This is a genomic window from Streptomyces sp. NPDC039423, assembly GCF_055598725.1.
Genome location: NZ_JBVKAH010000002.1, coordinates 588,505 through 615,158, shown reverse-complemented (window position 1 = coordinate 615,158; position 26,654 = coordinate 588,505). Strand labels below are relative to the sequence as shown.

23 protein-coding genes are annotated in these 26,654 nt (G+C 72.8%); 6 read left to right on the top strand and 17 right to left on the bottom strand.

Annotation, left to right across the window (positions count from 1 at the left end):
* Positions 1–39: 39 nt before the first annotated feature.
* The gene (locus ACZ7LK_RS08815) at positions 40–3,012 is read right to left on the bottom strand and encodes a UPF0182 family membrane protein (protein WP_392272674.1); all 2,973 of its coding nucleotides are present in this window, start codon (positions 3,010–3,012) and stop codon (positions 40–42) included.
* A gap of 138 nt (positions 3,013–3,150) precedes the next feature.
* Between ACZ7LK_RS08815 and ACZ7LK_RS08810 the strand changes: the two genes are divergently transcribed.
* A complete protein-coding gene (locus tag ACZ7LK_RS08810; RefSeq protein ID WP_471139195.1) occupies positions 3,151–3,708 on the top strand; it encodes a PPA1309 family protein in 558 nt (185 codons plus the stop codon).
* Between the two features lie 125 nt (positions 3,709–3,833).
* Here the strand turns inward: ACZ7LK_RS08810 and ACZ7LK_RS08805 are convergent, their stop codons facing one another.
* The 4 genes from ACZ7LK_RS08805 to ACZ7LK_RS08790 form a co-directional block, all read right to left on the bottom strand.
* The gene (locus ACZ7LK_RS08805; RefSeq protein ID WP_471139192.1) at positions 3,834–4,922 is read right to left on the bottom strand and encodes a YlbL family protein; all 1,089 of its coding nucleotides are present in this window, start codon (positions 4,920–4,922) and stop codon (positions 3,834–3,836) included.
* Positions 4,923–4,991: 69 nt separating this feature from the next.
* Positions 4,992–5,162: a hypothetical protein gene (locus tag ACZ7LK_RS08800; protein WP_392272161.1), complete on the bottom strand. Its 171-nt coding sequence runs from the start codon at positions 5,160–5,162 to the stop codon at positions 4,992–4,994.
* Between the two features lie 146 nt (positions 5,163–5,308).
* A complete protein-coding gene (locus ACZ7LK_RS08795) occupies positions 5,309–5,770 on the bottom strand; it encodes a molybdenum cofactor biosynthesis protein MoaE (RefSeq protein WP_392272162.1) in 462 nt (153 codons plus the stop codon).
* A 161-nt stretch (positions 5,771–5,931) separates the two neighbouring features.
* A complete protein-coding gene (locus ACZ7LK_RS08790) occupies positions 5,932–7,065 on the bottom strand; it encodes an SDR family oxidoreductase (RefSeq protein ID WP_392272163.1) in 1,134 nt (377 codons plus the stop codon).
* 190 nt (positions 7,066–7,255) lie between these two features.
* Between ACZ7LK_RS08790 and ACZ7LK_RS08785 the strand changes: the two genes are divergently transcribed.
* Both ACZ7LK_RS08785 and ACZ7LK_RS08780 read left to right on the top strand, forming a co-directional pair.
* On the top strand, positions 7,256–8,683 hold the full coding sequence (locus ACZ7LK_RS08785) for a zinc-dependent metalloprotease (RefSeq protein WP_471139187.1): 1,428 nt from the start codon (positions 7,256–7,258) through the stop codon (positions 8,681–8,683).
* Positions 8,680–9,210, top strand: a complete 531-nt coding sequence (locus tag ACZ7LK_RS08780) for an NUDIX hydrolase (RefSeq protein ID WP_471139184.1) — start codon at positions 8,680–8,682, stop codon at positions 9,208–9,210. Before ACZ7LK_RS08785 ends, ACZ7LK_RS08780 begins: the two co-directional genes overlap by 4 nt.
* A 112-nt stretch (positions 9,211–9,322) precedes the next feature.
* Here ACZ7LK_RS08780 and ACZ7LK_RS08775 read toward each other — a convergent pair whose 3' ends face one another.
* From ACZ7LK_RS08775 to ACZ7LK_RS08760, 4 genes are all read right to left on the bottom strand, one after another.
* Entirely contained in the window at positions 9,323–10,078 is a 756-nt protein-coding gene (locus tag ACZ7LK_RS08775) for an AIM24 family protein (protein WP_392272166.1), read from the bottom strand.
* A 19-nt stretch (positions 10,079–10,097) separates the two neighbouring features.
* On the bottom strand, positions 10,098–10,778 hold the full coding sequence (locus ACZ7LK_RS08770) for an AIM24 family protein (protein WP_392272167.1): 681 nt from the start codon (positions 10,776–10,778) through the stop codon (positions 10,098–10,100).
* Between the two features lie 13 nt (positions 10,779–10,791).
* A complete protein-coding gene (locus ACZ7LK_RS08765) occupies positions 10,792–12,474 on the bottom strand; it encodes a TerD family protein (RefSeq protein ID WP_471139181.1) in 1,683 nt (560 codons plus the stop codon).
* 108 nt (positions 12,475–12,582) lie between these two features.
* The gene (locus ACZ7LK_RS08760; RefSeq protein WP_392272169.1) at positions 12,583–13,158 is read right to left on the bottom strand and encodes a M48 metallopeptidase family protein; all 576 of its coding nucleotides are present in this window, start codon (positions 13,156–13,158) and stop codon (positions 12,583–12,585) included.
* Between the two features lie 297 nt (positions 13,159–13,455).
* Here ACZ7LK_RS08760 and ACZ7LK_RS08755 point away from each other — a divergent pair, with 297 nt between their 5' ends.
* Together ACZ7LK_RS08755 and ACZ7LK_RS08750 are read left to right on the top strand one after the other, a co-directional pair.
* The gene (locus ACZ7LK_RS08755; RefSeq protein WP_392272170.1) at positions 13,456–14,601 is read left to right on the top strand and encodes a ThiF family adenylyltransferase; all 1,146 of its coding nucleotides are present in this window, start codon (positions 13,456–13,458) and stop codon (positions 14,599–14,601) included.
* 64 nt (positions 14,602–14,665) lie between these two features.
* Positions 14,666–16,042, top strand: a complete 1,377-nt coding sequence (locus ACZ7LK_RS08750) for an ABC1 kinase family protein (RefSeq protein ID WP_392272171.1) — start codon at positions 14,666–14,668, stop codon at positions 16,040–16,042.
* Positions 16,043–16,097: 55 nt separating this feature from the next.
* On the opposite strand, the gene ACZ7LK_RS08745 is transcribed toward ACZ7LK_RS08750, so the two are convergent.
* From ACZ7LK_RS08745 to ACZ7LK_RS08725, 5 genes are all read right to left on the bottom strand, one after another.
* Positions 16,098–16,295 (bottom strand): hypothetical protein, encoded by a 198-nt coding sequence (locus tag ACZ7LK_RS08745; protein WP_392272172.1) that lies wholly within the window; start codon positions 16,293–16,295, stop codon positions 16,098–16,100.
* A 115-nt stretch (positions 16,296–16,410) separates the two neighbouring features.
* Positions 16,411–16,737: a hypothetical protein gene (locus ACZ7LK_RS08740; RefSeq protein WP_392272173.1), complete on the bottom strand. Its 327-nt coding sequence runs from the start codon at positions 16,735–16,737 to the stop codon at positions 16,411–16,413.
* A complete protein-coding gene (locus tag ACZ7LK_RS08735; protein ID WP_073754157.1) occupies positions 16,734–17,102 on the bottom strand; it encodes a WhiB family transcriptional regulator in 369 nt (122 codons plus the stop codon). Before ACZ7LK_RS08735 ends, ACZ7LK_RS08740 begins: the two co-directional genes overlap by 4 nt.
* Positions 17,103–17,271: 169 nt before the next feature.
* Entirely contained in the window at positions 17,272–17,604 is a 333-nt protein-coding gene (locus tag ACZ7LK_RS08730) for a hypothetical protein (RefSeq protein ID WP_392272174.1), read from the bottom strand.
* Positions 17,605–17,773: 169 nt separating this feature from the next.
* Positions 17,774–19,993 (bottom strand): ATP-dependent DNA helicase UvrD2, encoded by a 2,220-nt coding sequence (locus ACZ7LK_RS08725; protein WP_471139175.1) that lies wholly within the window; start codon positions 19,991–19,993, stop codon positions 17,774–17,776.
* Positions 19,994–20,152: 159 nt separating this feature from the next.
* Here ACZ7LK_RS08725 and ACZ7LK_RS08720 point away from each other — a divergent pair, with 159 nt between their 5' ends.
* Positions 20,153–20,395 carry a mycoredoxin gene (locus ACZ7LK_RS08720; protein WP_392272176.1) on the top strand — a complete coding sequence of 81 codons (243 nt, stop codon included), beginning with the start codon at positions 20,153–20,155 and terminating at the stop codon, positions 20,393–20,395.
* Between the two features lie 101 nt (positions 20,396–20,496).
* Here ACZ7LK_RS08720 and nudC read toward each other — a convergent pair whose 3' ends face one another.
* From nudC to ACZ7LK_RS08705, 3 genes are all read right to left on the bottom strand, one after another.
* A complete protein-coding gene (gene nudC, locus ACZ7LK_RS08715; RefSeq protein WP_392272177.1) occupies positions 20,497–21,444 on the bottom strand; it encodes an NAD(+) diphosphatase in 948 nt (315 codons plus the stop codon).
* Positions 21,445–21,511: 67 nt separating this feature from the next.
* Positions 21,512–22,918, bottom strand: coding sequence for a dipeptidase (locus ACZ7LK_RS08710; RefSeq protein ID WP_471139170.1), 1,407 nt, complete (start codon positions 22,916–22,918; stop codon positions 21,512–21,514).
* 10 nt (positions 22,919–22,928) lie between these two features.
* The gene (locus tag ACZ7LK_RS08705) at positions 22,929–26,624 is read right to left on the bottom strand and encodes an ATP-dependent helicase (protein WP_471139168.1); all 3,696 of its coding nucleotides are present in this window, start codon (positions 26,622–26,624) and stop codon (positions 22,929–22,931) included.
* Positions 26,625–26,654 lie beyond the last annotated feature (30 nt).

Here is a 26,654-nt window from a genome sequence, read left to right as displayed (position 1 = left end):
CCCCGCCCGCCCCTGGGGACGGGCGGGGGCGCCGGTGGTTCAGCCGCCCGTGGCGGGCTTGGCCGCCCCGGCCGTACCGGCGCCGGCCGCGGGCTTGGCCGCCCCGGCCGCGGGCTTGCCGTCGGCGTTCTTGCCGGCGTCGGCCTTGCGCTGGGCGTCGGCGTCCGCGACCCGCTGCAACGCGGCGGCCAGCTCGTCCTGCGCCTTGCCGTACGCGGTCCAGTCGCCCTTCTTCAGAGCCGCCTCACTGTCCGCGAACGCCTTCTGGGCGTCCGCGATCGCCTGGGCCAGCGCGGCGTCACCGGTGACCGGGGGCTTGGTCGGGTCGCTCGGCGGCGGCGTGGTCGGCGTCTCGCCCTCCACCCCGAAGACCGCGTTCAGCGCCTTGGCGAGGTTGTCCTCGAACACCGTGGTGTCCTTGGTGGTGTCGCCCTCCGGCTGGTCCGCGTCCACGTACGACACGGCCACCTTCCGCATCAGCGGGTAGAGAGCGTTGCGGCCCTGCGCGTAGATCGGCTCGACGTACAGGAAGCCGCCGTCCAGCGGCACCGTCAGCAGGTTGCCGTACTGGATGTCGGAGTCGGCACCCTTGAGGTCACGCACGAACTGGGCCACGGAGGGGAGGCTGTTGAGCTTGTTCTGCACCTGTGCCGGGCCGGGCACGTCCTGCGTGACCCTGAGCAGCCTTATCCGGCCGTAGTCCTTGCTGTTGGCGTCGGCGTCGACCGCCATGAAGCCGCCCAGGTTGGGCCGGCCGTTCGGCGTGAACGTCGTCGTCAGCGCGAACTCCTGCTTCGTGTCCCCGGGCATCTTCATGCTCAGGTAGTACGGCGGGACCGCGTTGCCGTCCTTGTTCGTCGGGTCGTCCGGCACCTGCCAGGCGTCACTGCCGCTGTAGAACTGCGCGGCGTCCTGGACGTGGTAGCGGGTCAGCAGCTCGCGCTGGACCTTGAACATGTCCTGCGGGTAGCGCAGGTGCTCCCGGAGGTCCGCCTTGATGGCGCTCTTGGGCTCGACCGTGCCGGGGAACGCCTTCATCCAGGTCTTGAGGACCGGGTCCTTGGTGTCCCACTGGTACAGCTTCACCGTGCCGTCGTACGCGTCGACGGTGGCCTTCACGGAGTTGCGGATGTAGTTGACCTGGTTCTGCTGGGCCACGACCGCGCGCGTCTGGTTGCCGGCGGTGAGGGAGTCCGTGGTGGTGTCCCCCAGCGTCGTACGGGACGCGTACGGGTAGCCGTTCGTGGTCGTGTAGGCGTCGACGATCCACTGGATGCGGCCGTCGATGACCGCCGGGTACGCGTCACCGTCGATGGTCAGCCAGGGGGCGACCGCCTCGACACGCTGCTTGGGCGTGCGGTTGTACAGGATCCGCGACCCGTCGCCGATGGCACCCGAGTAGAGGATCTGGGGCTCGCTGAAGGCCACGGCGTAAGCGGCCCGGTTGAACGCGTTGCCGAGGTTGACCCCGCTCTTGCCCTGGTAGCTGGTGGTCTTCTCGCCGTTCTCCTCGTAGTCGAGCTCCTTCTGCGGGCCGCCGACGATCGAGTACTGCTCGGTCTTCTCGCCGTAGTAGATCCGCTGCTCGTACTTCGGGGTCTGGCCGCTGGTGGGCAGGCCGGACTCGGTGAAGACCGGGGAGCCGTTGGCGTCGGTCGCCGTACCCGTGGCCATGATCGCGCCGTAGCCGTGGGTGTAGGTGAAGTGGTCGTTGATCCAGTTCCGCTTCGGGATGCCCCTGATGTTGAGCTCCCGCAGACCGATGACCGTGTCCTTGCCCTGGTACCGGTCGACGTCCAGCGTGGTCGGGAACTGGTAGTACTTCCGCCGCTGCTCGAGCTGCTGGAAGGTCGGCGACACGATGTTGGGGTCGACCAGGCGGTAGCTGGCGGCGGAGTCGGCGTCCGCCCGGAGCTTGTCCTTGGCCTTGACCGTGGACTTGCCGGAGTAGTTCTCCGGCTTGGTCTGGTCGATGTCGTACGCCTTGCGCGTCGCGTCGATGTTCTTCTCGATGTACGGCGCTTCCTTGGCCTGCTCGTTCGGCTGAACCTGGAACTTCTGCACGATCGCCGGGTAGAGGCCGCCGATCAGGATGGCCGACAGGACCATGAGGCCGAAGCCGATGACCGGGAGCTGCCAGGTGCGGCGCCAGAGCGTCGCGAAGAACAGCACGGCGCAGATGACGGCGATGCAGAAGAGGATGGTCTTCGCGGGCAGGTAGGCGTTGGCGTCCACGTACCGGAGGCCGGTCCAGTTGCCGGTCGCCTTGAAGTCGCTGGACTTCACCGCCAGGCCGTACCGGTCGAGCCAGTAGGCGACCGCCTTCAGCGAGACGAAGACGCCGAGCAGAACCGAGAGGTGCCCGGTCGCCGCCGCGGTGGCGCGGGCGCCGGGGCTGGTGATGCGCAGGCCGCCGTACAGGTAGTGGGTCAGCGCGGCGGCGATCAGCGACAGCACGGTCGCGGCGAAGCCGAAGCCCAGCAGGAACCGGTACCAGGGCAGGTCGAACGCGAAGAACGACACGTCCAGGCCGAACTGCGGGTCCTTCTGCCCGAAGGACACGCCGTTGACCCACATCAGCCAGGTGCGCCACTGACCGGAGGCGGAGGCACCGGCGATCAGCCCGATCAGGGCCGTCAGCGCCAGGAGCACCCACTTCTTGTACGGGGCGAGCCCCATCCGGTACCGGTCCAGGCTCTGCTGCTCCAGCGACATCGCGCTCAGCGGCGGGCGCAGCCGGTGCGCGAGCCAGATGTTCAGTCCCACCGCCACGGCCATCAGCAGGCCGAAGACGGCGAACAGGCCGATCTTGGTCCAGAGGGTGGTGGTGAAGACGGACGAATAATTGACCGACCTGTACCACAGCCAGTCCGTCCAGAACCCGGCGAACATGACGAAGAGCATGGCCAGGACGGCCAGCACACCCAGTGTCATGAGCAGGGTACGGGCCCGCCGGGACGGCCGGCCGACTCTGATCCGTGGCCCGGTCGGGCCTCCGCCGCGGTCCGGCATCTGGAAAGCCAACGTGCGCCCCTCGAGTTCGCGGTCGTGTGGTGTAGCAGGCCCAGCGATCGTAGAGCCCACTGATGCAACTTACTGAGGCTTTACCTAGTTCCCGCCTCGGGGTCGAAAGGAGGCAGGATATTGACCATGTCCAACGTTTCCCCCTCAGGCCCCCCGATGGCCGCCAGCCCGCTGACCCGCGCGGTGCTCGAGATCGACGAGTACGCGTCCGGCCTCGGCTGGGACCAGCCGGCCCGGCTCTTCGCCCTCGTCGACACCGCCCGGCTGCGCTCCCAGGAGCCCGGCCTGACCGCCCAGCTCGGCCTCGGCGCCGATGAGACGGCCGCCCCGCTCACCCCGATCGAGCAGGACGAGATCCCGGCCGGCCGGCCGCTCGACGAGTTCCTCGGCACCATCGCCTGGCCCGACGCCGTGGCGGGCTGCGCGATGACGGTGGAGCGGCTGATGCTCCCGCCGTCCGCCGAGGCCTCCGTCCCGGACGGCCTCGACGAGGCGGGGCTGGCCAAGTGGGTCGCCGCCCACCCGGACCGTCAGGAGGTCCGGATGACCGTGGCGGTCCTCCGCGACGGTGCCCGCGAGTCGGCCCTCCGGCTGCGGGAGAAGGACTCCCCCACCGAGGTCCTCACCGGCGCCGACCTGGTCCCGGGCCTCGCGGAGGCGCTGGCCGCCACGTTCGAGTCCTGAGGCGGCGGCCCCCGGAGCCGGTCGGCGGGGGGCCCGGCCGGCTCGGGGGGCGGCCCGCCCGCGGCGGTGCGGCATGGGGGCGGCCGCGCGGCGCGGCGGTGCCGTGCGGCCCGCGCGCCGGCCGTTCAGCTCTTGGAGCAGCCGGGCAGGCCGGTGGTGGTGCCCTTGCGGAGCTTCTCCAGGGACGTCATCGCGTCCTTGATCGTGTCGACCTTGACCAGGGTGAGTCCGTCCGGGATGTCGGACGCCGCCGCGGCGCAGTTGTCGGCGGGCGTCAGGAAGTACCTGGCGCCCGCGTTCCGCGCCCCGACGAGCTTCATCTCGATACCGCCGATCGGACCGACCTTGCCCGTGTCGTCGATCGTGCCGGTGCCCGCGACGAACTTGCCGCCGGTGAGGTCCCCGGGGGTCAGCTTGTCGACGATGCCGAGGGAGAACATCAGGCCCGCGCTCGGGCCGCCCACGTCGGCGAGCTTGATGTCGACGGCGAACGGGAAGGTGTGGTCGGTCCCGGCCTGGATGCCGACGATCGCCCGGTCGCCCTCGTCGGAGGTCTTGGTGGTGAGGGTGACCCGCTCGGTCGTGGCGGGCTCCCGGCCCGCCTTCTCGGCGGCCGCCGCGTCCTTCGCCGGGACGATGGTGAAGACGACGGGTTCCTTCGGCCGGTGCTTGGTGACGAGCTTCGCCACGTCCTCCGGCGCCTTGACGGCCGTGCCGTCCACCGCCTTGATCACGTCACCCGCGTGCAGCGTGCCCTCGGCGGGGCTGTCCTTCTGGACGGAGGAGACGATCACGCGGGAAGCGACCGGGATGCCGAGCTGTCCGAGGGCGGCGACCTTGGCGCTCTCCTGGGACTGGCTGAACTCCTCGGCGTTCTCCTGGGTCGACTGCTCCTCGGTCTTGCCGTTGGGATAGAGCGTGTCGTGCGGCACCACGACGCTGTCGTGGGCCAGCCATCCGTAGACGGCCTCCACGAGGTTCATCCGGTAGTCCGCACCGGTGACCCTGACGGTGGTCATGTTGAGGTGACCGGTCGTGGGGTAGGTCTTGTGGCCGGAGATCTGGAGCACCGGCTCGCCGTCCGCCTCGCCGAGGGTGTTCACCGTCGGTCCCGGGCTCATCTCCGAGTAGGGCACCGGAAAGAACACTCCCGCGCAGAGCAGCGCGATGAGGACGAGGGTGGAGGCGAGCATCGTCGCGGTGCGGCGTGGCATGGAACGACAGTACGGGACGCGCGTGTCCGTGCACCCCCGGGGCCGGTCCGTACGGGGCGGCCGTGGGAGTCAGGCCGTACCGCTGCCGGTGTGGGACTTCTCCATCACCTCGCGGAAGCGCGCGTAGCCGGCCAGCTCGGCCACATCACCGGTGGTGCGGTCGCGGGAGGCCCAGCTTCCCCATATCGCAGCACCGATGGCGGCGAAGAGCGGAATCAGCAACCAGGCGAGAACTGCCATCGCGACCTCCCGTCCCCATGTTCACAACGCACTGACCGATCAGCAGATTAACCATCCGTCTGTTCAACGCTCGTGCCGGGGGTCGGGTTACGCAAATCGGACGCCTGCCCACCGTCCGGAACCGGACGGCCGTGGATTCCCGGGGCTCAGCAGGCGCCGACCCACTCCTCGGTGCCGTCGGAGAAGCGCTGGTGCTTCCAGATCGGCACCTCGTGCTTCAGGTCGTCGATCAGCTTCCGGCACGCCTCGAAGGCCTCCGCCCGGTGCGGGCACGACACGGCCACGACGACGGCCAGGTCGCCGACCGTCAGGTCGCCGACCCGGTGGACCGCCGCGAGGGCCCGCACCGGATAGTCCGCGACGACCTTCTCCGCCACCCTGCGCAGCTCGGCCTCGGCGGTGGGATGGCCGGAATACCCCAGGGCGTCCACGTCGGCGCCGCCGTCGTGATCGCGCACGGTGCCCACGAAGAGGGCGGTCCCGCCGGCCGCGTCGTCGCCGACGGCCCGGAAGACCTCGTCGAGGGAGAGCGGGGTGTCACGGATCGCCAGCAGCCGGATCGGGTCCGCCGCCGCGCGCTCGCCGGGGTGGTCGTACATGGGTGCCATACAGCCATCGTGCCGCACCGCACGGACATCACGGAATAGCGTTTTCCCCCGGCCCGGCCCCGCGCCCCTTGGAGCCTCCTACAGACACCCGCCCCGGCCCGGCCCCGGGCCCCCGGTGCACCCGGGGGCCCGGCCGCCCCGCCGGGACGGCCGCGCGGGGACTACAGGCCGCGGCGCTTGCGGGCGCGGCGGACCAGGGCGGCCGTGCCGAGCAGGGCGACCGTCGCGCCGGCGGCTCCCGCCGCGGTGGCGTCCTTGCGGCCGAGGCGTCGGCCGGCGACCGTGTGGCGGCCCTCGACCTCCTCCAGGAGCGCGGCGAGGACCTCCTCGTTGGTCCACCGCGGCCGCCAGCCCGCGTCGTGCAGCCGCCCGACGCTGACCACCCACGGGTGCATCGTGTAGGCCAGGTCACCGGCCGGCGAGGGGGTGAGCCCGATCCGGTGGAGCCGGGCGGCCGCGCCCAGGGCGACGGCGGAGGGCAGCTCCATGCGGCGGATGCCGCTCAGCTCCTCGACCTCCTCCTGCTCCAGCCAGCCGTCGCAGCCGACGGCGAACTCGCCCTCGACCTTCTCCAGCGCCGCGTACTCCAGGGCGCTGACCAGGTCCTCGACGTGGCAGAACTGCCAGGCCGGACGTGATCCGGCGACCACCAGCAGCCGGGGCGACTCGAAGTACCGGGTCAGGGCCGTGTCCGTGCCGCCCACCAGGACGGCGGGCCGGACGACGGTGACGTTCAGACCCGGGTGGGCGCGGGGCGCCCGGCGGGCCAGGCGCTCGATCTCCAGCAGGTCGCCCACACCGGTGGCCTCGGCGGTGGCCCGGAGCTCGGCGTCCTCGGAGAGGGGGATGTCGTTGTCGGGCAGCGCCCCGTACACCATGGCGGAGGTGCACAGCACCACCCGGTGCACGCCCGCGGCGGCCGCGGCGGTCAGCACCGTCTGCGTGCCGCGCACGTTGTACGCCGTACGGGCGGCCGCGTCGGTCTCCAGGTCGAGGTCGAGCGCCAGGTGCACCACGACGTCGGCGCCGCGCAGCTTCTCGGCGATCGCCGGGTCGCGCACGTCCAGGACGTGCCACTGGGCCTCGGAGACCTCGCCCCGGCGTTCGTCGATGGCGACGACCTGCTTGACCTCCTCGGACGCCGCGAGGCGCCGGGTGAGCAGGTCGCCGACGCCGGACGCGGCACCGGTGACCGCGACGACGGGGCCGCGGCCGGCGGACGGGATTCGGTTGTTTCGCCTCTGGCGAACTTCATCGTCGTGTGCTTCGGGAACCTGCGGATCTGGGGAACTCACCGGGCGTCTCCAGCGGTTGTCTTCAGTACGTACGTGTATGACGCGTACGTACCAGGTGGCGTCCATCCTGCCGCAGGCCATGAGCCGGTGGAGCACCGAGCCCACATCCGGCTCGGATGTCTACGCTGGTGGTGTTGTCGGGCAGCCGCCGTCGGCAGGAAGCCGGCGGCCCTACGAGCCGAGGAACCCCGTGAGTGACACCCCATTCGGATTCGGCCTTCCGCCGGAGGAGCCGGAGGACGGCGACGAAGGCAAGAAGAAGGGACCTGCCGAAGGTGGCAAGGGTGCCGGTGGCGACCCCTTCGGGATCGGCGGCATGCCGGGCGGCGGGGACAACCCGTTCGCCGCGATGTTCGGCTCCCTGAACCCCACGGACCTGGGGGCGGCCTTCCAGCAGCTCGGGCAGATGCTCAGCTATGAGGGCGGTCCCGTCAACTGGGACATGGCCAAGCAGATCGCCCGCCAGACGGTCTCGCAGGGCACGCCCGACGGCACCAAGGACGCGAGCGTCCGTCCGGGCGAGCGGTCGGCCGTCGAGGAGGCCGTGCGCCTGGCGGACCTGTGGCTGGACGGGGTGACGTCCCTGCCGTCGGGGGCGAACACCGCCGTGGCGTGGAGCCGCGCGGAGTGGGTCGAGGCGACGCTCCCCGCCTGGCAGCAGCTCGTGGACCCGGTCGCGGAGCAGGTCGGCGCGGCCATGGGGAACGTGCTGCCGGAGGAGATGCAGGCCATGGCGGGCCCGCTGATCGGCATGATGCGCTCCATGGGCGGTGCCATGTTCGGCCAGCAGATCGGTCAGGCCGTGGGCGTCCTGGCCGGTGAGGTGGTCGGCTCGACCGATGTGGGGCTGCCCCTGGGGCCGGCCGGCAAGGCCGCGCTGCTGCCGCTGAACGTGGCGGCGTTCGGCAAGGACCTGAGCGTCCCGCAGGACGAGGTGCGGCTGTACCTGGCCCTGCGCGAGGCCGCCCACCAGCGGCTCTTCGCGCACGTGCCGTGGCTGCGCTCGCACCTGTTCGGCGCGGTCGAGGGGTACGCGCGCGGGATCAAGGTCGACACCAGCAAGCTGGAGGACGCGGTCGGCGGGCTCGACCCGTCCAACCCGGAGCAGTTGCAGGAGGCACTCCAGCAGGGCATGTTCCAGCCGGAGGACACGCCGGAGCAGAAGGCCGCGCTGGCGCGTCTGGAGACGGCGCTCGCGCTGGTCGAGGGCTGGGTGGACGCCGTGGTGCACGAGGCCGCCAGGACCCGGCTGACGTCGGCGGACGCGCTGCGCGAGACGCTGCGCCGGCGCCGCGCCTCGGGCGGCCCCGCCGAGCAGACCTTCGCCACGCTGATCGGTCTGGAGCTGCGGCCGCGCCGGCTGCGGGACGCCTCGCGGCTGTGGGCGTCGCTCACGGACGCGCGCGGTGTCGACGGCCGGGACGGTCTGTGGGAGCACCCGGACATGCTGCCGACGGCCTCCGACCTGGACGACCCCGACGGCTTCGTCCACCGCGAGCACCTGGACTTCTCGGAGCTCGACAAGATGCTCGGCGAGGCCGCCGGCAACCAGGACCGGCCCGAGGGCGACGACAAGGGCGACAGCACGGACGACGGCAAGGACGACACGGACAAGTGAGCCTGCACGACGACGCCGTCCTCGTACTGAAGGCGTACGAAGGGCGGGAGGACCAGGCCGAGCTGCGGCAGGTCTACCTGGACCACCTGGCCGCCCACCCGGACGGGATGTGGAAGGCGTGCGGTGCCGGGCACCTGACGGCGAGCGCGCTGGTGGTCGACCCGGAGCGCGGCCGGGTCCTGCTGACCCTGCACAGGAAGCTGGGCATGTGGCTCCAGATGGGCGGGCACTGCGAGCCCCGTGACGGGACGGTCGCCGGGGCGGCGCTGCGGGAGGCCACGGAGGAGTCCGGGATCGCCGGGCTGACGCTGCTGCCCGGCGGGCCGGCCCGGCTGGACCGGCACCCGATCCCGGCGCCCTGCCACTGGCACCTCGACGTCCAGTACGTGGCGGTGGCCCCGGCGGACGCGGTGGAGGCGATCAGCGACGAGTCGCTGGACCTGCGCTGGTTCCCCTACGACGAGGTGGCGGCCGTGGCCGACACGTCGGTCGTGCGGCTGGTCGAGGCGGCCCGGGCGTCACTCTAGGCGGGTCTCCGGGAGCGGGGTCCGGGAGCGGGTCTCCGGGCGCCGGTTCCGGGCGCGGGTTCCGGGCGCGCGTGAGGGGGCGGTCGCCGTGGCGGCCGCCCCCTCGTGGACGTCAGTTCCAGGCGTTGTTCTGGTTCTGGGCGTGGGCGCCGTGCTGGCCGACGCCGAACTGCGCGCCGAGGCCCTGCCCGATCTGGGCGTTCTGCGGCGGCATGACCTCGCTGGGCTGGACCAGCGCGAAGCCCTGGCCCAGGAAGCTCAGCTCCCAGCCCTCCCCGGTGCTGCCGCGCCGGCGGCGCACGTTGGACGAGTGGGTCTGCGCCTGCATCTGGACCCGCAGCGACGTCGACCAGGCGACGATCGCGTCGGCGTCGACGCTGACGTACTTGTCCGGCGTGACCTGCATCATCAGCGGCTGGCCGGAGGTCATCAGGGCCACCTTGCCCCGGCCGGAGATGTTCAGCTGGTACTTGCCGGAGCCGGAGATGCCGTACTGGCTGTCGACGGCGATCACTTCGGTGTGCAGCGTGGAGTCCAGCGCCAGGACGTAGGCGCTGTCCACGGTCAGGCCCTCTTGGTCGACGTCCACGACGTGGACGTACTGCGCCAGGTTGGCGAAGTAGACGGTGCCCTGCCCCGAGCAGCGCATGAGGTCCAGGCCCTCGCCGGTGTTGGCGCGGGCGCGGCGCTGGTTGTTGTTCTGGTACTCGCCGTCGAAGTCGATCAGGCCCTGGTACGCGACCATGGCGCCCTTGCGGGCGAGGACGTCGTCGTGCCCCGTGAGGGCGACCCGCAGGAGCTGCGGGTTCTGCACGACGTACCGGTCCTGGCTCTGCTGTTCGGCGTGGCTGAAAAGCGGGCTCTGCATGATGTGTTCTCGCTCCCCCTCAGCCCCGGACCCGCAGGCGGTCGGTGCTGTCCTCGCTCGGCTGTACGACGACGATGCCCTGTCCCGAGAAGGCCATCTGGTACGCCTCTCCGCTGCCCCGCCCGATCAGGGAGGAGGCCTTGAAGCTGCGCTTGCCCTTCACCTTGAGCGACGGCGACCAGGCCACGAGCGCGTCGGGGTCGACGTACGTCTCGTCCTCGCCCCGTCCGCAGTCGACGACGATCGGGGTGCCGCGCGAGGTGAGGGCGACCCAGCCGGTGCCGGCGAACTGGACGTTCCACAGGCCCTGGCCGGCGAACTTGGCCATGCCCTTGACGCGTTCGGCGCCCCACTGGAGGTGCGCGTCGAAGGCCAGCACATTGGTGCCGTTGACGGACAGGGCGTCGTTGTCGAGGTTGACGACGACGACGTCGGCGCCGTAGTCGGCGAGGTAGAGCAGTCCGTCGCCCGAGCACTTCATGACGGGCGCGCCCTCGCCGGTGACCCACTGGGAGGCGATCTGGCGGACGGCGGGCGGGTTGGGCTCGTACTGGACGAAGCCCTCGTAGGCGACGACAGAGCCGGTACGCGCGTACAGGTCCTGCCCGGAGGTCATGGCGACCTTGAGCATGGAGCGGCCGTGGTTCTCCATCCGGGCCACGACGGGGGTCGGGGCGTAGCCCGCGAGTTGCTGGTTCATTGTTCGGGCTCCCTCAGACCTCGTAGGGCTGGACGACGATGAAGTTGCCGGGTGCGCCCCGGAACTGGAGGTTGACCGTCTCCCCGCTGTGGCCGGGGTAGGCGTTGCGCCGGAGCCGGACCTGGCTGGAGAGGATCACCTGGGAGGCGGCCGACCAGGCGACCACCGCGTTGCAGTCGGCGAAGGTGGTCGGTGTCACCGGCAGGACGACCGGGACGCCGTGGGTCTTCACGACGACCGTGCCGGAGCCCTGGAACAGCATGGTGAACAGCGCCCCGCCGGGGATGCCGTGGCCCTCGATGCGGCGGACCTCGTACTGGAGCGACTCGTCGAAGGCGAGCACGTTCTCGGCGCTGACGCAGATGCCGTCGCCCTGGAGCTCGATCGGGTGCAGATGGGCGCCCTCCTCGGCGAGGAAGACCTGGCCGCGGCCGGTGCAGCGCATCAGCTGCATTTCCTGGCCGGTGGCATTGCCGACGACGCGGCCGGCGAAACCGGCTCCCTTGTAGCCGAATTCGACCTTGCCCTGGTACATGACCATGCTGCCCTGGCGGGCCAGGACGGGGGTGCCGCCCATCGCGAGGTCGACCCGCATGAGCTGCTGGTTCTGCGGTGTCCAGCGCTGTCCGGTGGCCGTTTCGCGGTACTTCTGGAGTGCGGCGTCCAGTCCGGCGCCGCCCTGGGGCGCCCCGTGGGGCATGCCGCCCGGGGTCATGCCGGCGGGCGGCATTCCGGCGGGCGGCTGCTGACCGTAGGGCTGCGCGTACTGCTGCTGGCCGTAGGCGGCCGGGGCCTGCTGGCCGTACGGGGACGGGGCCTGCTGGCCGTAGGGCGGGGTCGTGCCGGGCGGGGGCGTCTGCCCGGGGACCTGACCGTACGGAGAGGGCTGGGACGGCTGGGGCGGCTGGCCGTACGGGGACGGCTGGTGCGGCGGGGCCGGCGCGGCCGGTGCCATGGGCGCGGCCAGTGTCGGCGCGCTGTGCACCGGCGCGGGCGCCGGGGCGGGAGCGGCCGGCGCGGGAGCCGGTGCGACGGGGGCGCCGAACGACGGGGCCGGCTGGGGCGCCTGGGGTGCGGCGGCCGCCGGGGCGCCGGGGGCCGCGAACGGGGGCGGGGCGAACGACGGCGCGGCGGCCTGCGGCTGCTGCTGCGGGGCGGCCGGCTCCTCCTCGGCGACCTCGCCGCCGAAGTTCTTCAGCAGCGCCTCCAGACCGCCGTCGAAGCCCTGGCCCACGGCGGCGAACCGCCAGACGTCCTTGAGGTAGAAGTCGCCGAGCATCACCGCGCGCTCGGTGCTGAACTCCGAGCCGTCGAACGCGTACCGGGCGACCTCCTCGCCGCCCGCGACGATACGGAGGTAACCGGGCCCCACTTGGGACATCTGTCCGGCACCGTCGATCGTCGCGGTGAAGGACAGCTTGTGGATCTGCGGCGGGACGCGGTCCAGCGTGACGCGGAAGGACTCGGTGTCCCCGGCCTGCGGACCCAGCAGCTGGATGGACTCCTCTGGCGACTTCGGCTGGTTGAAGAAGACGAAATACCGGTCGTCCGAGAGCTGCTCATTGGCGTCCAGGCCGAAGCAGCTGATGTCGAAGGTCAGTCCTGGAGCGGCGATCTGCACGCCCACGTACAGATCGGTTCCGGGTGTGAGATCGCTGATCTTGGCCTTGTGGCCCCGTTGGAATTCCCTGGCCATGCGTAACGACCGTCCCCCATCCCGATGTGTGAATCCGTCGCGCCAGGCTAACGGCTGGCGACGACAATGAGCCAAGTCGGGACTGTTTCGGTACAGGATCGGTGAACGTCACTCTCCGCGAGCGACCGGTGGGTGCGGCAGCCGGCCCGCCGCGACGACGCCCTCCAGGTAGCCGCGGGCGCGCTCGGTGCGCGGGTAGGCCTCGAGCAGCCGCCAGAACCGGGGCCCGTGACCGGGTACCAGCAGGTGCGCCAGCTCGTGGACGAGGACGTAGTCCACCACGTACTCCGGCATGCCCTGGAGGCGGTGCGACAGGCGGATGCTGCCCTCCGCCGGGGTGCACGAGCCCCATCTGGTGTTCTGATTGGTCACCCACCGGACGGAGGTGGGCCGCGCGCTGCCGTCGAAGTACTGGGCGGACAGGCGCTCCGCCCGCTCGGTCAGCTCCGCGTCACCGAGGACGCGCTTGCTCTCCTGCGCGGCCAGCTTGTCGAGCATCACGGTCACCCAGCGCCGCTCCTCCGCCTCCGACATCCGGGCGGGGATCAGCACGATCGTCCGGTCGCCCTCGCGGTACGCGGACACGGTCCTGCGGCGCCGGGAGCTCCTGCGGACCTCGACCGCACGCGTCCCCGAGGTGCGGGACGGGTCGCTGGTCGGACTGCGCTGTGGGTCGGCGGGCACGGCCCCGACGTTACCCGCTGTCAGCACGGGAAGTCCCGAGCCGGGAACGGTTCGCCGTTCATCCATCCACAGGCTGCACCATTTGAACGACTAATACCCCTGCCCTGTGGACAACTTTCCGCGACGACGACCGCGGCCGGGCATTCTGACGCCGAAAGATCGACGACCACCACGACCACCGGACCACCGCCGATCGCCGGGATGGCTGAGTTGGCCGATATGGCTGAGATCGCCGACGGCCGGGGCGGCGGGCCGGGCGGAGAGGGGCGGGGAGCGGAAATGATCACGGGGGCGGATATGCATCCGATGGTGAAGCCCGCGCTGCGGCGCGCCTGGCGGAATCTCCAGTACGTGCAGTTCGGCGCCGCACCGGCGCACGCGGTGGTGGTCGGCCCGGTGGACACGACGACGGGCAGCCTGCTCTCGCTGTTCGACGGCACGCGGGGGCTGGCGCTGCTGCGGGAGGAGGCACGGGCCCTCGGACTGCCCGACGGCCGGCTGGAGGCGCTGCTGGACCGGCTGGCGGAAGCGGGGCTGCTGGACGACGCCACGGCCGGCGGCCCGGTGGCCGACGCGTCGTGCCGGGAGGACGACGCGGCCGACCGGCCGCGGGCCGACCTGGCGTCGCTGTCGGTCGTGCACCGTGAACCGGGCGCGGCGGCCCGGCGGTTGTCGGCGCGGCGGGGCATGCGGGTGCAGGTCAGGGGCGCCGGGCGGGTGGGTGCGGCCATCGCGGCGCTGCTGTCCGCGTCGGGGGTGGGCCGGGTGGAGGTGCTGGACGGTGGGCGGGTGGAGCCGTGGGACGTGGCGCCCGGCGGGCTGCCGGCGGAGGCGGTGGGCCGACGGCGTGACGCGTCGGCCCGGCGGCTGGTCGGGCTGTCGGCGCCGGGCGGGCGGGTGCCGCGGGCGGCGCCGGGCGGGCGGGAGGCCGGGTCGGAGCCCGGGCTGTCGCTGGTGGTGGTCGCTCCGCGGGACGGTCTGGCGGCGTACGCCCCGGACCCGGTGCCCGCGGACGACTGGGTGGCCACGGGCACGCCCCACCTGTACGCCGGGGTGATCGAGGCGACCGGGGTGGTGGGGCCGCTGGTGCTGCCCGGCGGCACGGCCTGCGCCGGGTGCGTGGAGCGGGAGCGGACCGACCGGGACCCGGTGTGGCCGAGAATGCTGGCACAGTGGCGGTCGGGCCGGCAGCACAAGGTGCCCGCGTGCGACCAGGGCCTCGCCGCCGCCGTGGCCGGGCTCGCGGCGGCGCACGCGCTGTCCTTCCTGGACGGGGACCTGCCGGCGAGCACGGGCGCCCGCTGGGAGGCGTCGCTGCCGACGCTGGAGTGGCGCTCGGAGCGGTTGCCGGCCCACGCGGAGTGCCCGTGCGGGGCGGCGAGGAGCGCGGAGTGGATGCGCCCCTCCGGGCCCGCGAGGGAGCAGGACACAATGGCCGGGTAACCGCGGTCGACGGTGCGACGCCGATGGCAGACGCGGCTCGGCAGTTCGGGAATTGGAGGGGCGCATGTCTGATCTTCCCCGGAAGGCGGTAACCCGTACCGTCAAGTTGGCCGCGTTGCCCCTGGGCTTCGCCGGCCGGGCCACATGGGGGCTGGGCAAGCGGATCGGTGGCAAGTCCGCCGAGATCGTGGGACGGGAGCTCCAGCAGCGCACGGCGGACCAGTTGTTCCGGGTGCTGGGAGAGCTCAAGGGCGGGGCGATGAAGCTCGGACAGGCCCTGTCCGTCTTCGAGGCGGCACTCCCCGAGGAGATAGCCGGGCCCTACCGGGCGGCGCTGACGAAGCTCCAGGAAGCCGCTCCGCCGATGCCGACCCGTACGGTCCACGCGGTGCTGGAGGAGCGGCTGGGCGGTGAATGGCGGGAGCTGTTCCTGGAGTTCGACGACAAGCCGTCGGCGGCCGCGTCGATCGGGCAGGTGCACCGGGCGGTGTGGCACGACGGGCGGGCCGTCGCGGTGAAGGTGCAGTACCCGGGCGCGGGTGAGGCCCTGTTGTCGGACCTGACCCAGCTGAGCCGGTTCGCCCGGCTGCTGGGGCCGCTGATGCCGGGCATGGACATCAAGCCGCTGATCACGGAGCTGCGCGACCGGGTGGCCGAGGAGCTGGACTACGGCCTGGAGGCGGAGGCCCAGCGGGAGCACGCCGAGGTGTTCGCCGCCGATCCGGACGTGGTGGTGCCGGGCGTGGTGCACCAGTCCGAGCAAGTGCTGGTGACCGAGTGGATCGACGGGATACCCCTGTCGAAGGTCATCGCCGACGGCACGCCCGAGCAGCGGGACCGGGCGGGGCAGTTGCTGGCGCGGTTCCTGTTCTCGGGGCCGGCCCGCACCGGGCTGCTGCACGCGGACCCGCACCCGGGGAACTTCCGGCTGCTGCCGTCCGGGGAGGACGACGGGGACGTGGCGGGCTGGCGGCTGGGCGTGCTGGACTTCGGCACCGTCGACCGGCTGCCGGGCGGCCTGCCGGAGACCATCGGGGTCTCGCTGCGCATGACGCTGGAGGGCGACGCCGAGGCGGTGTACGCGCTGCTGCGCGAGGAGGGCTTCGTCAGGGAGAACATCGATCTCGACCCGGACGCGGTGCTGGAGTACCTGCTGCCGATCATCGAGCCGGCGGAGGCGGACGAGTTCACCTTCACCCGGGAGTGGATACGGGGGCAGGCCGCCCGGATCGCGGACATCCGTTCCCCGGCCCACCAGTTGGGCAAGCAGCTCAACCTGCCGCCGTCGTACCTGCTGATCCACCGGGTGACGCTGAGCACCATCGGGGTGCTGTGCCAGCTGAACGCGACGGTGCGGCTGCGGGACGAACTCGAGTCGTGGCTGCCCGGCTTCCTGCCGGAGGACGACGTGGATCCGGCTCCCGCGGAGACGCGCGCCTGACCACGCCCCGGCCCGGTGGCCCTGTCCCGGGCCGGGCGCGGGCCGCCGGCCCGGGTCACCACCAGGAGGAGTCGAGTCTGCTCTCGATGGCTCTGAGGTGGGCCCGGGCGCAGTCGTCGCAGAAGTAGAGGCGGCCGCCGTTCTCCATGGAACAGGTCCAGGTGACCGGGAGGCTGTCGGCGGTCGCGCCGCAGCGGGAGCACACCACGCTCTGCGCTCCCGGCTGCGCGGGGGGAGGAGTCCGCTCGTTCACTACGAGACGATAACCCCGCCGGGTGGCCCGGGCCGTGCGCAACGCACCGCGGGGACCGGCCCGTGCGGACCGGTCCCCGTGTGGTGTTCAGTGCCGTGCCGGCACTGGGACGTGACTAGTTCATGACGGCCATGGCCAGCGCGCGGCGGGCGCGCATGGACACGCGCTCGGCGCGGCGCTGCATGCGCCGGGCGGCGACCAGGCGCAGGGCCTGGCGTTCCGCGTCGGCTTCCCGCAGGCGCTCGTGCATATGGGCACGGGCCAGGGCTTCTTGGATGAGTTGCATCTCACGGTTCCTGTTCTGACGCGAGGCGTTCGCGTTGATGGTGCTGACGGCTGGGGTCGCGGAGCCGAACGGCTCGCTGGCGGAAGAGGTCATCGGGGCCTGCTTCTGGGGATCGTGCGTGAGGGGGCGGTCGATGGTTCCGGCGCGGACGTTCATGCCGTGACCGGGTTCTTGCGCGGGCGGCCACGGGGCCGCTTGCGGGCGACGACCACGCCCTGGACGAAGAGCTCACCGCCCCAGACGCCCCACGGCTCACGCCGCTCCTTGGCGCCGGCGAGGCAGGCCTCCATGAGCGGGCAGGTGCGGCAGAGGGACTTGGCGTACTCCACGTCGGCCGGCGACTCGGCGAAGAAGACCTCGGGGTCGTACGAACGGCAGGGGACGGGTACGCCGAGGTTCTCGATGGCGTCGTCGAGCGCGGTGAGCGCGGTGAGGGGGGTCAAGGTGGGGTCCTCCGTGAGACCGGGCGGGGGGATCGTTTCGGAAGGCGGTACGGACGGGGCGTGCGCTTCGAGTTGCACGGTGTCTTTTTCCTCGTCTGGTCGGTCCGGCTGTTGGCCGGTGGGCTGGTACCGGGTACTGCGTCGTCCCGAGGCCCCTTCGGTCCGTTCCGCCCGTTCGGGCAAAACAGAAGGGCCGCGGATCCCGGGTGGGGTTCCGCGGCCCTGAAGGCGCCGGCCTGATCTGGGATCAGGCTGGATCACTCCAGGGTTCGAGCCCACGGAAGGCCCACATCGTGTGGTGCTGCTGCGTCTGCGTCTTGGTTTCGGCACCGGTCGCCGCAAAGGCATAGGCCTGGGCCTTGCCTGCTGCTACTCCTGCTTCCAGTGCCTCGGTCGGTCGCTCATTGCGCTCCAGGACGGGCAGGGCCGTCAGGAGGGCGGCGGGACGCACGGCTGCGAAGCCGGGCATACCGGTGCCGATGAGCGCCGAGCCGGAGAGGCCGAGCGAGCAGGCGGAGACGACCGAGCGATCGGTCATTTTGGCGGTGGTGCTGACGTTGCTGCTGGTGATGCTGATCACTGGAATCGCCTCCTCTCGGCGTCTCTGGGGGATCGGTCGGAACCGGTCCCGCGCGTATTCGGATAAGTACAGCACGAAGACGGGGCTTCGGAGAAGCCGCCGTTTCCGTGGTTAAGAACCTATGGGGCTTGACGGGGCGGGCGCAAACTATTTTTCCGACGAGTTTGGATCAGTCCTCGCCGTCACCCTCATCCACTTCCTGACCTGCGCAGATGGCGAGGACATCGGCGCCGAAGCGGTCGAGCTTGCGGGCGCCGACCCCGGAGATGCGGGCGAGCTCGCCGTCCGTGGACGGCACGGCCTCCGCGATCGCCATCAGGGTCTTGTCGGTGAAGACGCAGTAGGGCGGCTGGCCCAGCCGCCCGGCCTGCTCCGCGCGCCAGTCCCGCAGCCGCTCGTACAGGGCCTCGTCCATGTCGGAGGGGCAGTCCTCGCAGCGCATCAGCTTCATCTCGCCCGCGTCGGTGAGGGTCGCGCCGCACACTCGGCACCGCACCGGGCCGCGGCGCCCGCGCCGGGCGGTGGCCGTGCCTCCGCCGCCGCGCTCGACGCCCCCGCTCCCGCCCGCGCCCGCGGCACGGGCCCCCCGCGCGCCGGTGCCGGGGCGCAGCCCGGTCAGGAACCGGCTCGGGCGGCGCGAGGCGCGGCCGCCCGGGGAGCGGGCGAGCGCCCACGACAGCGTGAGGTGGACCCGGGCGCGGGTGACGCCGACGTAGAGCAGCCGGCGCTCCTCCTCGACCTGCTCGTCGGTCTTGGCGTACGTGATCGGCATCATGCCCTCGGTGAGGCCGACCAGGAACACCGCGTCCCACTCCAGGCCCTTGGCCGAGTGCAGGGAGGCGAGGGTCACGCCCTGGACGGTCGGGGCGTGCTGGGCGGCGGCGCGCTCGTCGAGCTCCGCGACCAGATCGCCGAGGGTGGCCCCGGGGCGGGCCCGGGCGAAGTCCTCGGCGAGCCGCACCAGGGCGGCGAGGGACTCCCAGCGGTCGCGGACCGCGCCGGAACCGGCCGGCGGCTCGGTGGTCCAGCCCTTGGTGGACAGCACGGCCCGCACCTGGGAGGGCAGGTCCTCCGCGTCGTCCAGCAGGGAGTCGTTGCCGCCCGCCCGGGCCGCGCCGCGCAGGGCGACGCCCGCCTCCCGGACCTCGGCCCGCTCGAAGAAGCGCTCGGCGCCGCGCAGCTGGTAGGGCACGCCCGCGTCGGCGAGGGCCTGCTCGTAGACCTCGGACTGGGCGTTGATCCGGTAGAGCACGGCGATCTCGCCGGCCGGGACGCCGGCGGCGATCAGGTCGCGGATGCGGCGGGCGGTGCCCTCCGCCTCGGCGGGCTCGTCGCCGTACTCCGTGTAGACCGGCTCGGGGCCCGGGTCCCGCTGGGAGACCAGCTCCAGGCGGTGCTCGGCGGCGCGGCCGCGGGCCTGGGCGAGCAGCCCGTTGGCCAGGTGGACGACCTGGGGGGTGGAGCGGTAGTCGCGGACCAGCTTCACCACGGTGGCGTTCGGGTGCCGGGTGCGGAAGTTCAGCAGGTGGTCGGGGGTGGCGCCGGTGAAGGAGTAGATCGTCTGGCTGGCGTCGCCGACGACGCAGAGGTTGTCGCGGTCGCCGAGCCACAGGTCCAGCAGGCGCTGCTGGAGCGGGGAGACGTCCTGGTACTCGTCCACCACGAAGTGCTGGTACTGGCCGCGGATCCGGTCGGCGATGTCGTGCCGGTCCTGGAGGATGCCGACGGTCAGCAGCAGGACGTCCTCGAAGTCGATCGCCCCGCGGTCCCGCTTGAGCTGTTCGTACATCGCATAGATCTGGCCAATTTCCGCGGGGTCGCGCGGGGCGTCCCGATGGGCCTTGGCGACCGCGGCCGGGTAGTCGGCGGGGACGGTCTGGGTGACCTTGGCCCACTCGATCTCGGCCGTGACGTCCCGCAGCTCGTTGCGGTCGAGCCGGACCCGGCAGCGGGCACCGGCCTCGGCCACCAGCTGCACCTTGCGCTCCAGCAGCCGGGGCAGCTCGCCACCCACGGCTTTCGGCCAGAAGTACTGGAGCTGGCGGAGGGCGGCCGAGTGGAACGTGCGCGCCTGGACGCCGCTCGCGCCGAGCTGCCGCAGCCGCCCGCGCATCTCGCCCGCGGCCCGGTTGGTGAAGGTGACGGCCAGCACGCTGCTGGGCTGGAGGATGCCCGCGCGGACGCCGTACGCGATGCGGTGGGTGATCGCCCGCGTCTTGCCCGTACCGGCGCCCGCGAGCACGCACACCGGACCGTGCAGGGCGGTCGCCACCTCGCGCTGCTCGGGGTCCAGCCCGTCGAGCACCGCGTCGGCGTCCCGGGGCGGGGCCATGATCTGGCCGGCGCCCGGGGCCTGCGGGAAGAGAGTGGAGTGCGTTGCTGCTGTCACCCTGCCATGCTGCCAGGTCGCCCGGGGCGGACGGGACGGTCGTCCACAGGGCCCGCCCTCCGGTCGTACTTATCGGGAATGGTGGCGCCGCCCGGTACGTTCTGATTCCTGGTGCCCCGAGGCACCCCACCCGGAAGCGACCCCCGAGGAGCGACGACGATGCAGGGCAACCTGACGATGTACAGCACGACGTGGTGCGGCTACTGCCGTCGGCTGAAGAGCCAGATGGACCGCGAGGGCATCGCGTACACCGAGATCAACATCGAGCAGGACCCGGAGTCGGCCGCGTTCGTCGAGAAGGCCAACGGGGGCAACCAGACCGTCCCGACCGTCCTCTTCGCGGACGGGACGACCCTGACGAACCCCTCGCTGGCCCAGGTCAAGCAGAAGATCGGCGCCTGAGCGGACGGCCGGCGCCGGTGTGACGCCGCCCGGGGTCCGGCGTCACACCGCGCTGCCGGACCCCGGGCGGTGTCAGGCCGCGCTGCCGGGCCCGGGCGATGTCAGGCCGCGGTGCCGGGCCTCGGCAGCGGCTTGCCGTACCAGAGCTCGATCAGACGGGCCGCGATCGAGATCCCGTAGGGGGGAAGCACCTCGCCGGACTCGAACGCGGCCCCCAGCTCTTCCCGGGAGAACCAGCGGGCCTCCTCGATCTCGTCCCCGTCGACGTCGATCTCCGACGACGTGGCCCGCGCCATGAAGCCCAGCATCAGGCTCGACGGGAACGGCCACGGCTGGCTGGCGACGTACTCCACCTCGCCGACCGTCACCCCGGCCTCCTCGAAGACCTCCCGCGCCACCGACTGCTCGATCGACTCGCCCGGCTCCACGAAGCCCGCCAGGGTCGAGAAGCGGCCCTCCGGCCAGTGCACCTGCCGGCCCAGCAGCGCCCGGTCCTCGTCGTCCGTCACCAGCATGATCACCGCCGGATCCGTGCGGGGGTAGTGCTCGGCGCCGCACGCCGGGCAGCGGCGGATGTGGCCGGCGGCCGCGATCACCGTGCGCTCGCCGCAGCGGGAGCAGAACCGGTGCAGCCGCTGCCAGTTCTCCAGGGCCACCGCGTGCACCATCAGCCCCGCGTCACGCGGGGACAGCAGCAGCCCCGCCTCGCGCAGCCCGGCCGGCCGCGCGGACTGGTCCATGCGGCCCGGCAGGGAGTCCTTCTGGAGCGCGAAGTACCGGACGCCGTCCTCGTCCGTGCCCAGGAAGTACCGGTGGGTCTCGGTGACCGGCGCCTCGAAGGCGGGGGTCATGACCAGCTCGGTGCGGCCGTCGGGGGTGTCGTCGATCAGGACCTGACCGCCGGACACGACGAAGACCCGGGTCGTCGGGTGGCTCCACGCCGCCGCCAGCCAGGCCTCGTCGAGCCGGTGGTGGGCCGCGCGGTCGATGCCGCTCGGAGCGGTGAGGCTGATCGGCCGGTGCCCGGCCTCGTTACTGATGGTGCTCACTGGTACTTCCAACTCCCCCGGGTGGATGGGTTGTCCTGGGTGCCTGTCCAGCCGCTCGCCGTACGGCTCAGCGGAGCGCGGCGGACAGGTCGCCCCACAGGTGGGCGGTCGCCTCCACGCCCTTGAACAGCAGGTCCAGTTCGATCTTCTCGTTCGGCGCGTGCCACCCGTCGGACGGTACGGACACGCCCAGGAACAGCACCGGCGCGTCCAGCACGTCCTGGAGGTCGGCGGCGGGGCCCGAACCGCCCTCCCGGGTGAAGCGGACCTTCGCGCCGTCGAAGGCCCTGCTCATCGACCGTACGACCGACTGGAGCGCCGGGTGGTCCAGCGGTGTGAGGCAGGGACGGGTCGGCGCCCCGAAGGTGATCTTGTGGCGGATGCCGGCGGGGATCCGGGCGGCGACCCAGTCGCGCACGGCCGCCTCGATCACGTACGGGTCCTGGCCGGCCACCAGGCGGAACGACAGCTTGACCTGGGCGGACGACGGGACGATCGTCTTGCCGCCGGGCCCCTGGTAGCCGCCGCCGATGCCGTTGACCTCCGCGGTCGGGCGCGCCCAGACCCGCTCCAGGGTGGTGTAGCCGGCCTCGCCGAGCGTCCCGTAGGACCTGGCGGTCGCCAGCCAGGAGTCCTCGTCGAAGGGCAGCTCCGCGATCAGCGCCCGCTCGGCGTCGGTGAGCTCCGCGATGCCGTCGTAGAAGCCGGGGACCGTGACGCGCTCGTCCTCGTCGTGGAGCGCGGCGACCACACGGGCGGCGACGGCGGCCGGGTTCGGCACGGCGCCGCCGAAGGAACCGGAATGGATGTCCTGGTCCGGGCCGTACAGCTCGATCTCGCAGTCCGCGACGCCCCGCATGCCGGTGCACACCGTGGGCGTCGTCTCCGACCACATGCCGGTGTCCGAGACGATCACGGCGTCGGCGGCGAGCCGGTCGCGGTGCCGCTCGACGAGCGCCCGGAAGTGCGGGGAGCCGGACTCCTCCTCACCCTCGACGAGGAGCTTGAGGTTGACGGCGGGGGTGGTCCGGCCGGTCAGCGCGAGGTGCGCGCGCACCCCCAGGGTGTGGAAGAACACCTGGCCCTTGTCGTCGGCCGCCCCGCGCGCGTGGAGCCGGTCACCGCGGACCACCGGCTCGAACGGGTCGGTGTCCCAGCCGTCCTCGCGGGCGGCCGGCTGGACGTCGTGGTGCCCGTAGACCAGGACCGTGGGGGCGTCCTCCTCGCCGGAGGGCCACTCGGCGAAGACCGCCGGGGCGCCGTCCGTCTCCCACACCTCGGCCACCGGGAAGCCGGTCTCCCGGAGCTTCGCCGCGAGCCACTCGGCACTGCGCCGTACGTCCGGGGCGTGCGCGGGCTGCGCCGACACGGAGGGGATGCGCAGCCACTCGACGAGGTCGTCGAGGAAGGCGTCGCGGTGCTGCTCGACGTACGTACGTACGGTCTGGACGGCGCTGTCCGGGGTGTCGCTCATGCCTCTGAGCCTATCCGGCATCCGGGGCCGTCTCGTCGGCCGTCCCACGGAGCAGGACGCGCTCGATCCCGTCGCGCCCGGGCAGGTCGCCGGGGCGGACGACCTCACCCGTCCGTACGTAGACGAAGGCGGCCGTGACCGCGTCGAGGGGCAGCCCGTGCTGCTCGGCCCAGGCGAGCCGGTAGACGGCGAGCTGGAGGGGGTCGGCGGTGTGCGAGCGGCCGGTCTTCCAGTCGACGATCTCGTACGTCACCGCGCCGGTGTCCGGGTCGACGTCGCGGTACACCGCGTCGATGCGGCCGCGGACCACCCGGCCCGCCAGCGCCAACTGGAAGGGCGCCTCGACCCGGTGCGGGGTGCGGTGGGCGTACGCGGTGTTCTCGAACGCCTCCTTGAGCGCGGCCAGGTCCCGCTCGTCGGCGATCTCCGGCTCGTCGGCGTACACCTCGCCGCCGGGCAGCTCGTCCGGGCCCAGCATCGGCAGGGGCAGCTCCTCGAACCGGGCCTCCACCCACGCGTGGAACCGGGTCCCGCGCCGCGCGGCGGGCTGCGGCGGGCGCGGCATGGGGCGGGCCAGCTCCTGCGCGAAGCCCTCGGGGTCGGCGGCGAGGCGCAGCAGCTGGGAGGCGGACAGGGACGCCGGGAGGAGGACGTCCCGGGTGGTGGCGCGGGCGCGGAGGAGCTCCCCGGTGAGGGCGTCCAAATCCCGGTCCCAGGAGGCGATGGTGCGGGCCTCCTCGGGCGTGAGGCGCTCCCCCGGGTGCGGGTGCGGGGCCTCGCCCGGGTCCGGGTCCGGGTGCGGGTGCGGGGCCTCGCCCGGGTGGCCGGGCACGCCCGCGTCACGCGTGCGGGGAGCGCCCGCGTCGGTGTCGCCGTGGCGCGGGGCGGGGACGGCGGGGTGGCGGGCCGGGGCGTGCGGATGCCCCGCGGGTGCGACCGCGGGGCCCTCGGTGGGCGGCTCGGCCGGCCAGTCGTCCCAGTCCGCCCAGTCGGCGGGGTCCTCCGGGGCACCGGGATCGTCGGGCCAGGGCTCGTCCGGGTCCGGGTGGCCGGGGACGTCCGGTGCGTCCGGGTCGTCCGCCACCGGGTGACCGTGGTCCAGGTCCAGGTCCAGGTCCGGGTCCAGGTCCAGGTCCCGGCCGGGCTCCGGGCCCGGGCCCGGGTCCCGAGCGTCGTGACCCGCGGGGTACCGGGGGTCCTCGGTGCCGGCCTCCGGCAGGGCGGCCAGGTACGCCAGGACCTGGTCGGCGGCCGCGCGGCGACGGGCCAGGGATGCGGGGTCCAGGGGCAGCGGCCAGGCATGGTCGGCCGCCGACTCCTGGAGCATGGGGTTGCCGGCGTCGCCGTCCGGTTCGTCCGCCCACGCCTCGACCTCGCCGAAGCCCGCGGCGCAGTGGTCGTACAGCGCGTGGAGGAACGCCGACGGGCCCCGGGGGCGCTTCTGGGAGGGGCCCCACCAGTGGGCCGACCCCAGGAGCAGGGAGCGGGGGCGGGTGAAGGTCACGTACCCGAGGCGGAGCTCCTCGGTGTGCTGGTGCTCCTTCATGGCTGCCTTGAAGGACGCGAGCGACCGGGCGTCCCAGTCGTCGATCGCGGGGAGCGTCGGGGCGTCGCCGCGCAGCGCGTGCGGGAGGACCTGGGGCTGGGAGGTCCATGACTCGCGGGACCTGGTGCTGGGGAACTGGGACGTGACCAGTCCCGGGACGGCGACCACGTCCCACTCCAGGCCCTTGGACTTGTGGGCGGTCAGCACCTTGACCGTGTTCTCGCCGCCCGGGAGGGCGTTGTCCAGGCCCTTCTCGTACTGGGCGGCCGTGCGCAGGAAGCCCAGGAAGGCCAGCAGGGTCGCCTCGCCGTCCAGGGAGGCGAAGCCTGCCGCCGTGTCGAGGAAGTGGGAGAGCGTCTCCCGGCGCCGGGCGGCCAGCGCGTGCGGGGAGGCGGACAGCTCCACCTCCAGGCCGGTGGTGGCCAGGATCCGGTGCAGGACGTCCATCAGGGGGTCGGCCAGGGAGCGGCGCAGGTCGCGCAGCTCGGTGGCGAGGCGGGCGAAGCGCACCCGGGCCTCTCCGGAGAACGGCAGGCCGTCGTCGTGGCCGGCCGGCTCCAGGAAGGTGTCCAGGGCGTCCGCGAGCGAGACCACCTCGGCGGGGTCCACGCCCTCGACCGCCGCCGCCAGCCGCTCGTCCGCGTCCGCCCCGGCGTCGTCCCGGGAGCGGTGGACGAGCAGCCGTGCGCGGCGTCCCAGCAGGGCGAGGTCGCGGGCGCCGATCCGCCAGCGGGGTCCGGTGAGCAGCCGTACCAGGGAGGCGTTGGCTCCCGGGTCCTGGAGCACCTCGCAGACCGCGACCAGGTCGGCGACCTCCGGCAGGTGCAGCAGCCCGGACAGGCCCACCACCTCGACCGGGACGTCCCGCGCCACCAGGGCGGCCTGGATCTCGGGGAAGTCGGTGGCCGTGCGGCACAGCACGGCGATGTGGCCGGGTTCCTTGCCCGTGCGGACGAGATGGGCGATGGAGTCGGCCAGCCAGGCGATCTCCTCCGCCTGGGTGGGCAGCAGCGCGATCCGCACGCTGCCGTCGCGTTCCGCGCCGGGCGCCGGGCGCAGCGCCTCCACGCCCTCGTGCATGGCGCGCAGCGGCTCGGCGAGGCCGTTGGCGAGGTCCAGGAGGCGGCCGCCGCTGCGGCGGTTCTCACTGAGCGAGAAGCGGGTGGCGGGGGTGCCGTCCGCGTACGGGAAGTGCTCGGGGAAGTCGTCCAGGTTGGCGACGGACGCGCCGCGCCAGCCGTAGATCGCCTGGCACGGGTCGCCGACGGCCGTGACCGGGTGTCCGGTGCCCCCGCCGAAGAGTCCGGACAGCAGCAGCCGCTGCGCGACGGACGTGTCCTGGTACTCGTCCAGCAGCACGACCCGGAACTCGTCCCGGAGGATCGCGCCGACCTCGGGGCGGGTGAGGGCCAGCTCGGCGGAGAGGGCGATCTGGTCGCCGAAGTCCAGCAGGTCGCGCTCGCGCTTGGCCGCGCGGTACCGGACGACGAGATCGGTGAGCTCCCGGCGGGCGTCGGCCGCCTCGGGGACCTTGCGCAGGTCGGCGTTGGTGAGCCTGGCGTCCGCCAGGGCGGCGAGCAGGCCGGTGTCGTGCCGGAGGAGGTCGGCGGGGCGTACGAGGTGTTCGGCGAGTTCGGCGTCCAGGGCGAGCAGGTCGCTGACGAGGGTGGGGAAGGACTTGGTCAGGGCGGGGTACGGTCCGGGCGCCTCGCGCAGCACCCGGGCGGCGAGCTGGTAGCGGGTGGCGTCGGCGAGGAGGCGGGCGGTGGGCTCCAGGCCGATGCGCAGGCCGTGGTCGGTGAGGAGCTGACCGGCGAACGCGTGGTACGTGGAGATGCGCGGCTCGCCGGGCGGGTCGTCCGGGTCGATGACGTCCGGGTCGGTCACCCCGGCCCGCACCAGGGCCGTGCGGACCCGTTCGGCCAGTTCGCCGGCGGCCTTGTTGGTGAACGTCAGGCCGAGGACCTGCTCGGGTGCGACCTGCCCGGTGCCGACCAGCCAGACCACCCGGGCGGCCATCACCGTCGTCTTGCCGGAGCCCGCTCCGGCCACGATGACCTGCGGGGCGGGCGGCGCGGTGATGCAGGCCGTCTGCTCCGGGGTGAACGGGATGCCGAGGAGCTCCTTGAGCTGCTCGGGGTCGGTGAGGCGAGTGGTCACGGTCAACGAGGCTAACCGGCCCCACTGACA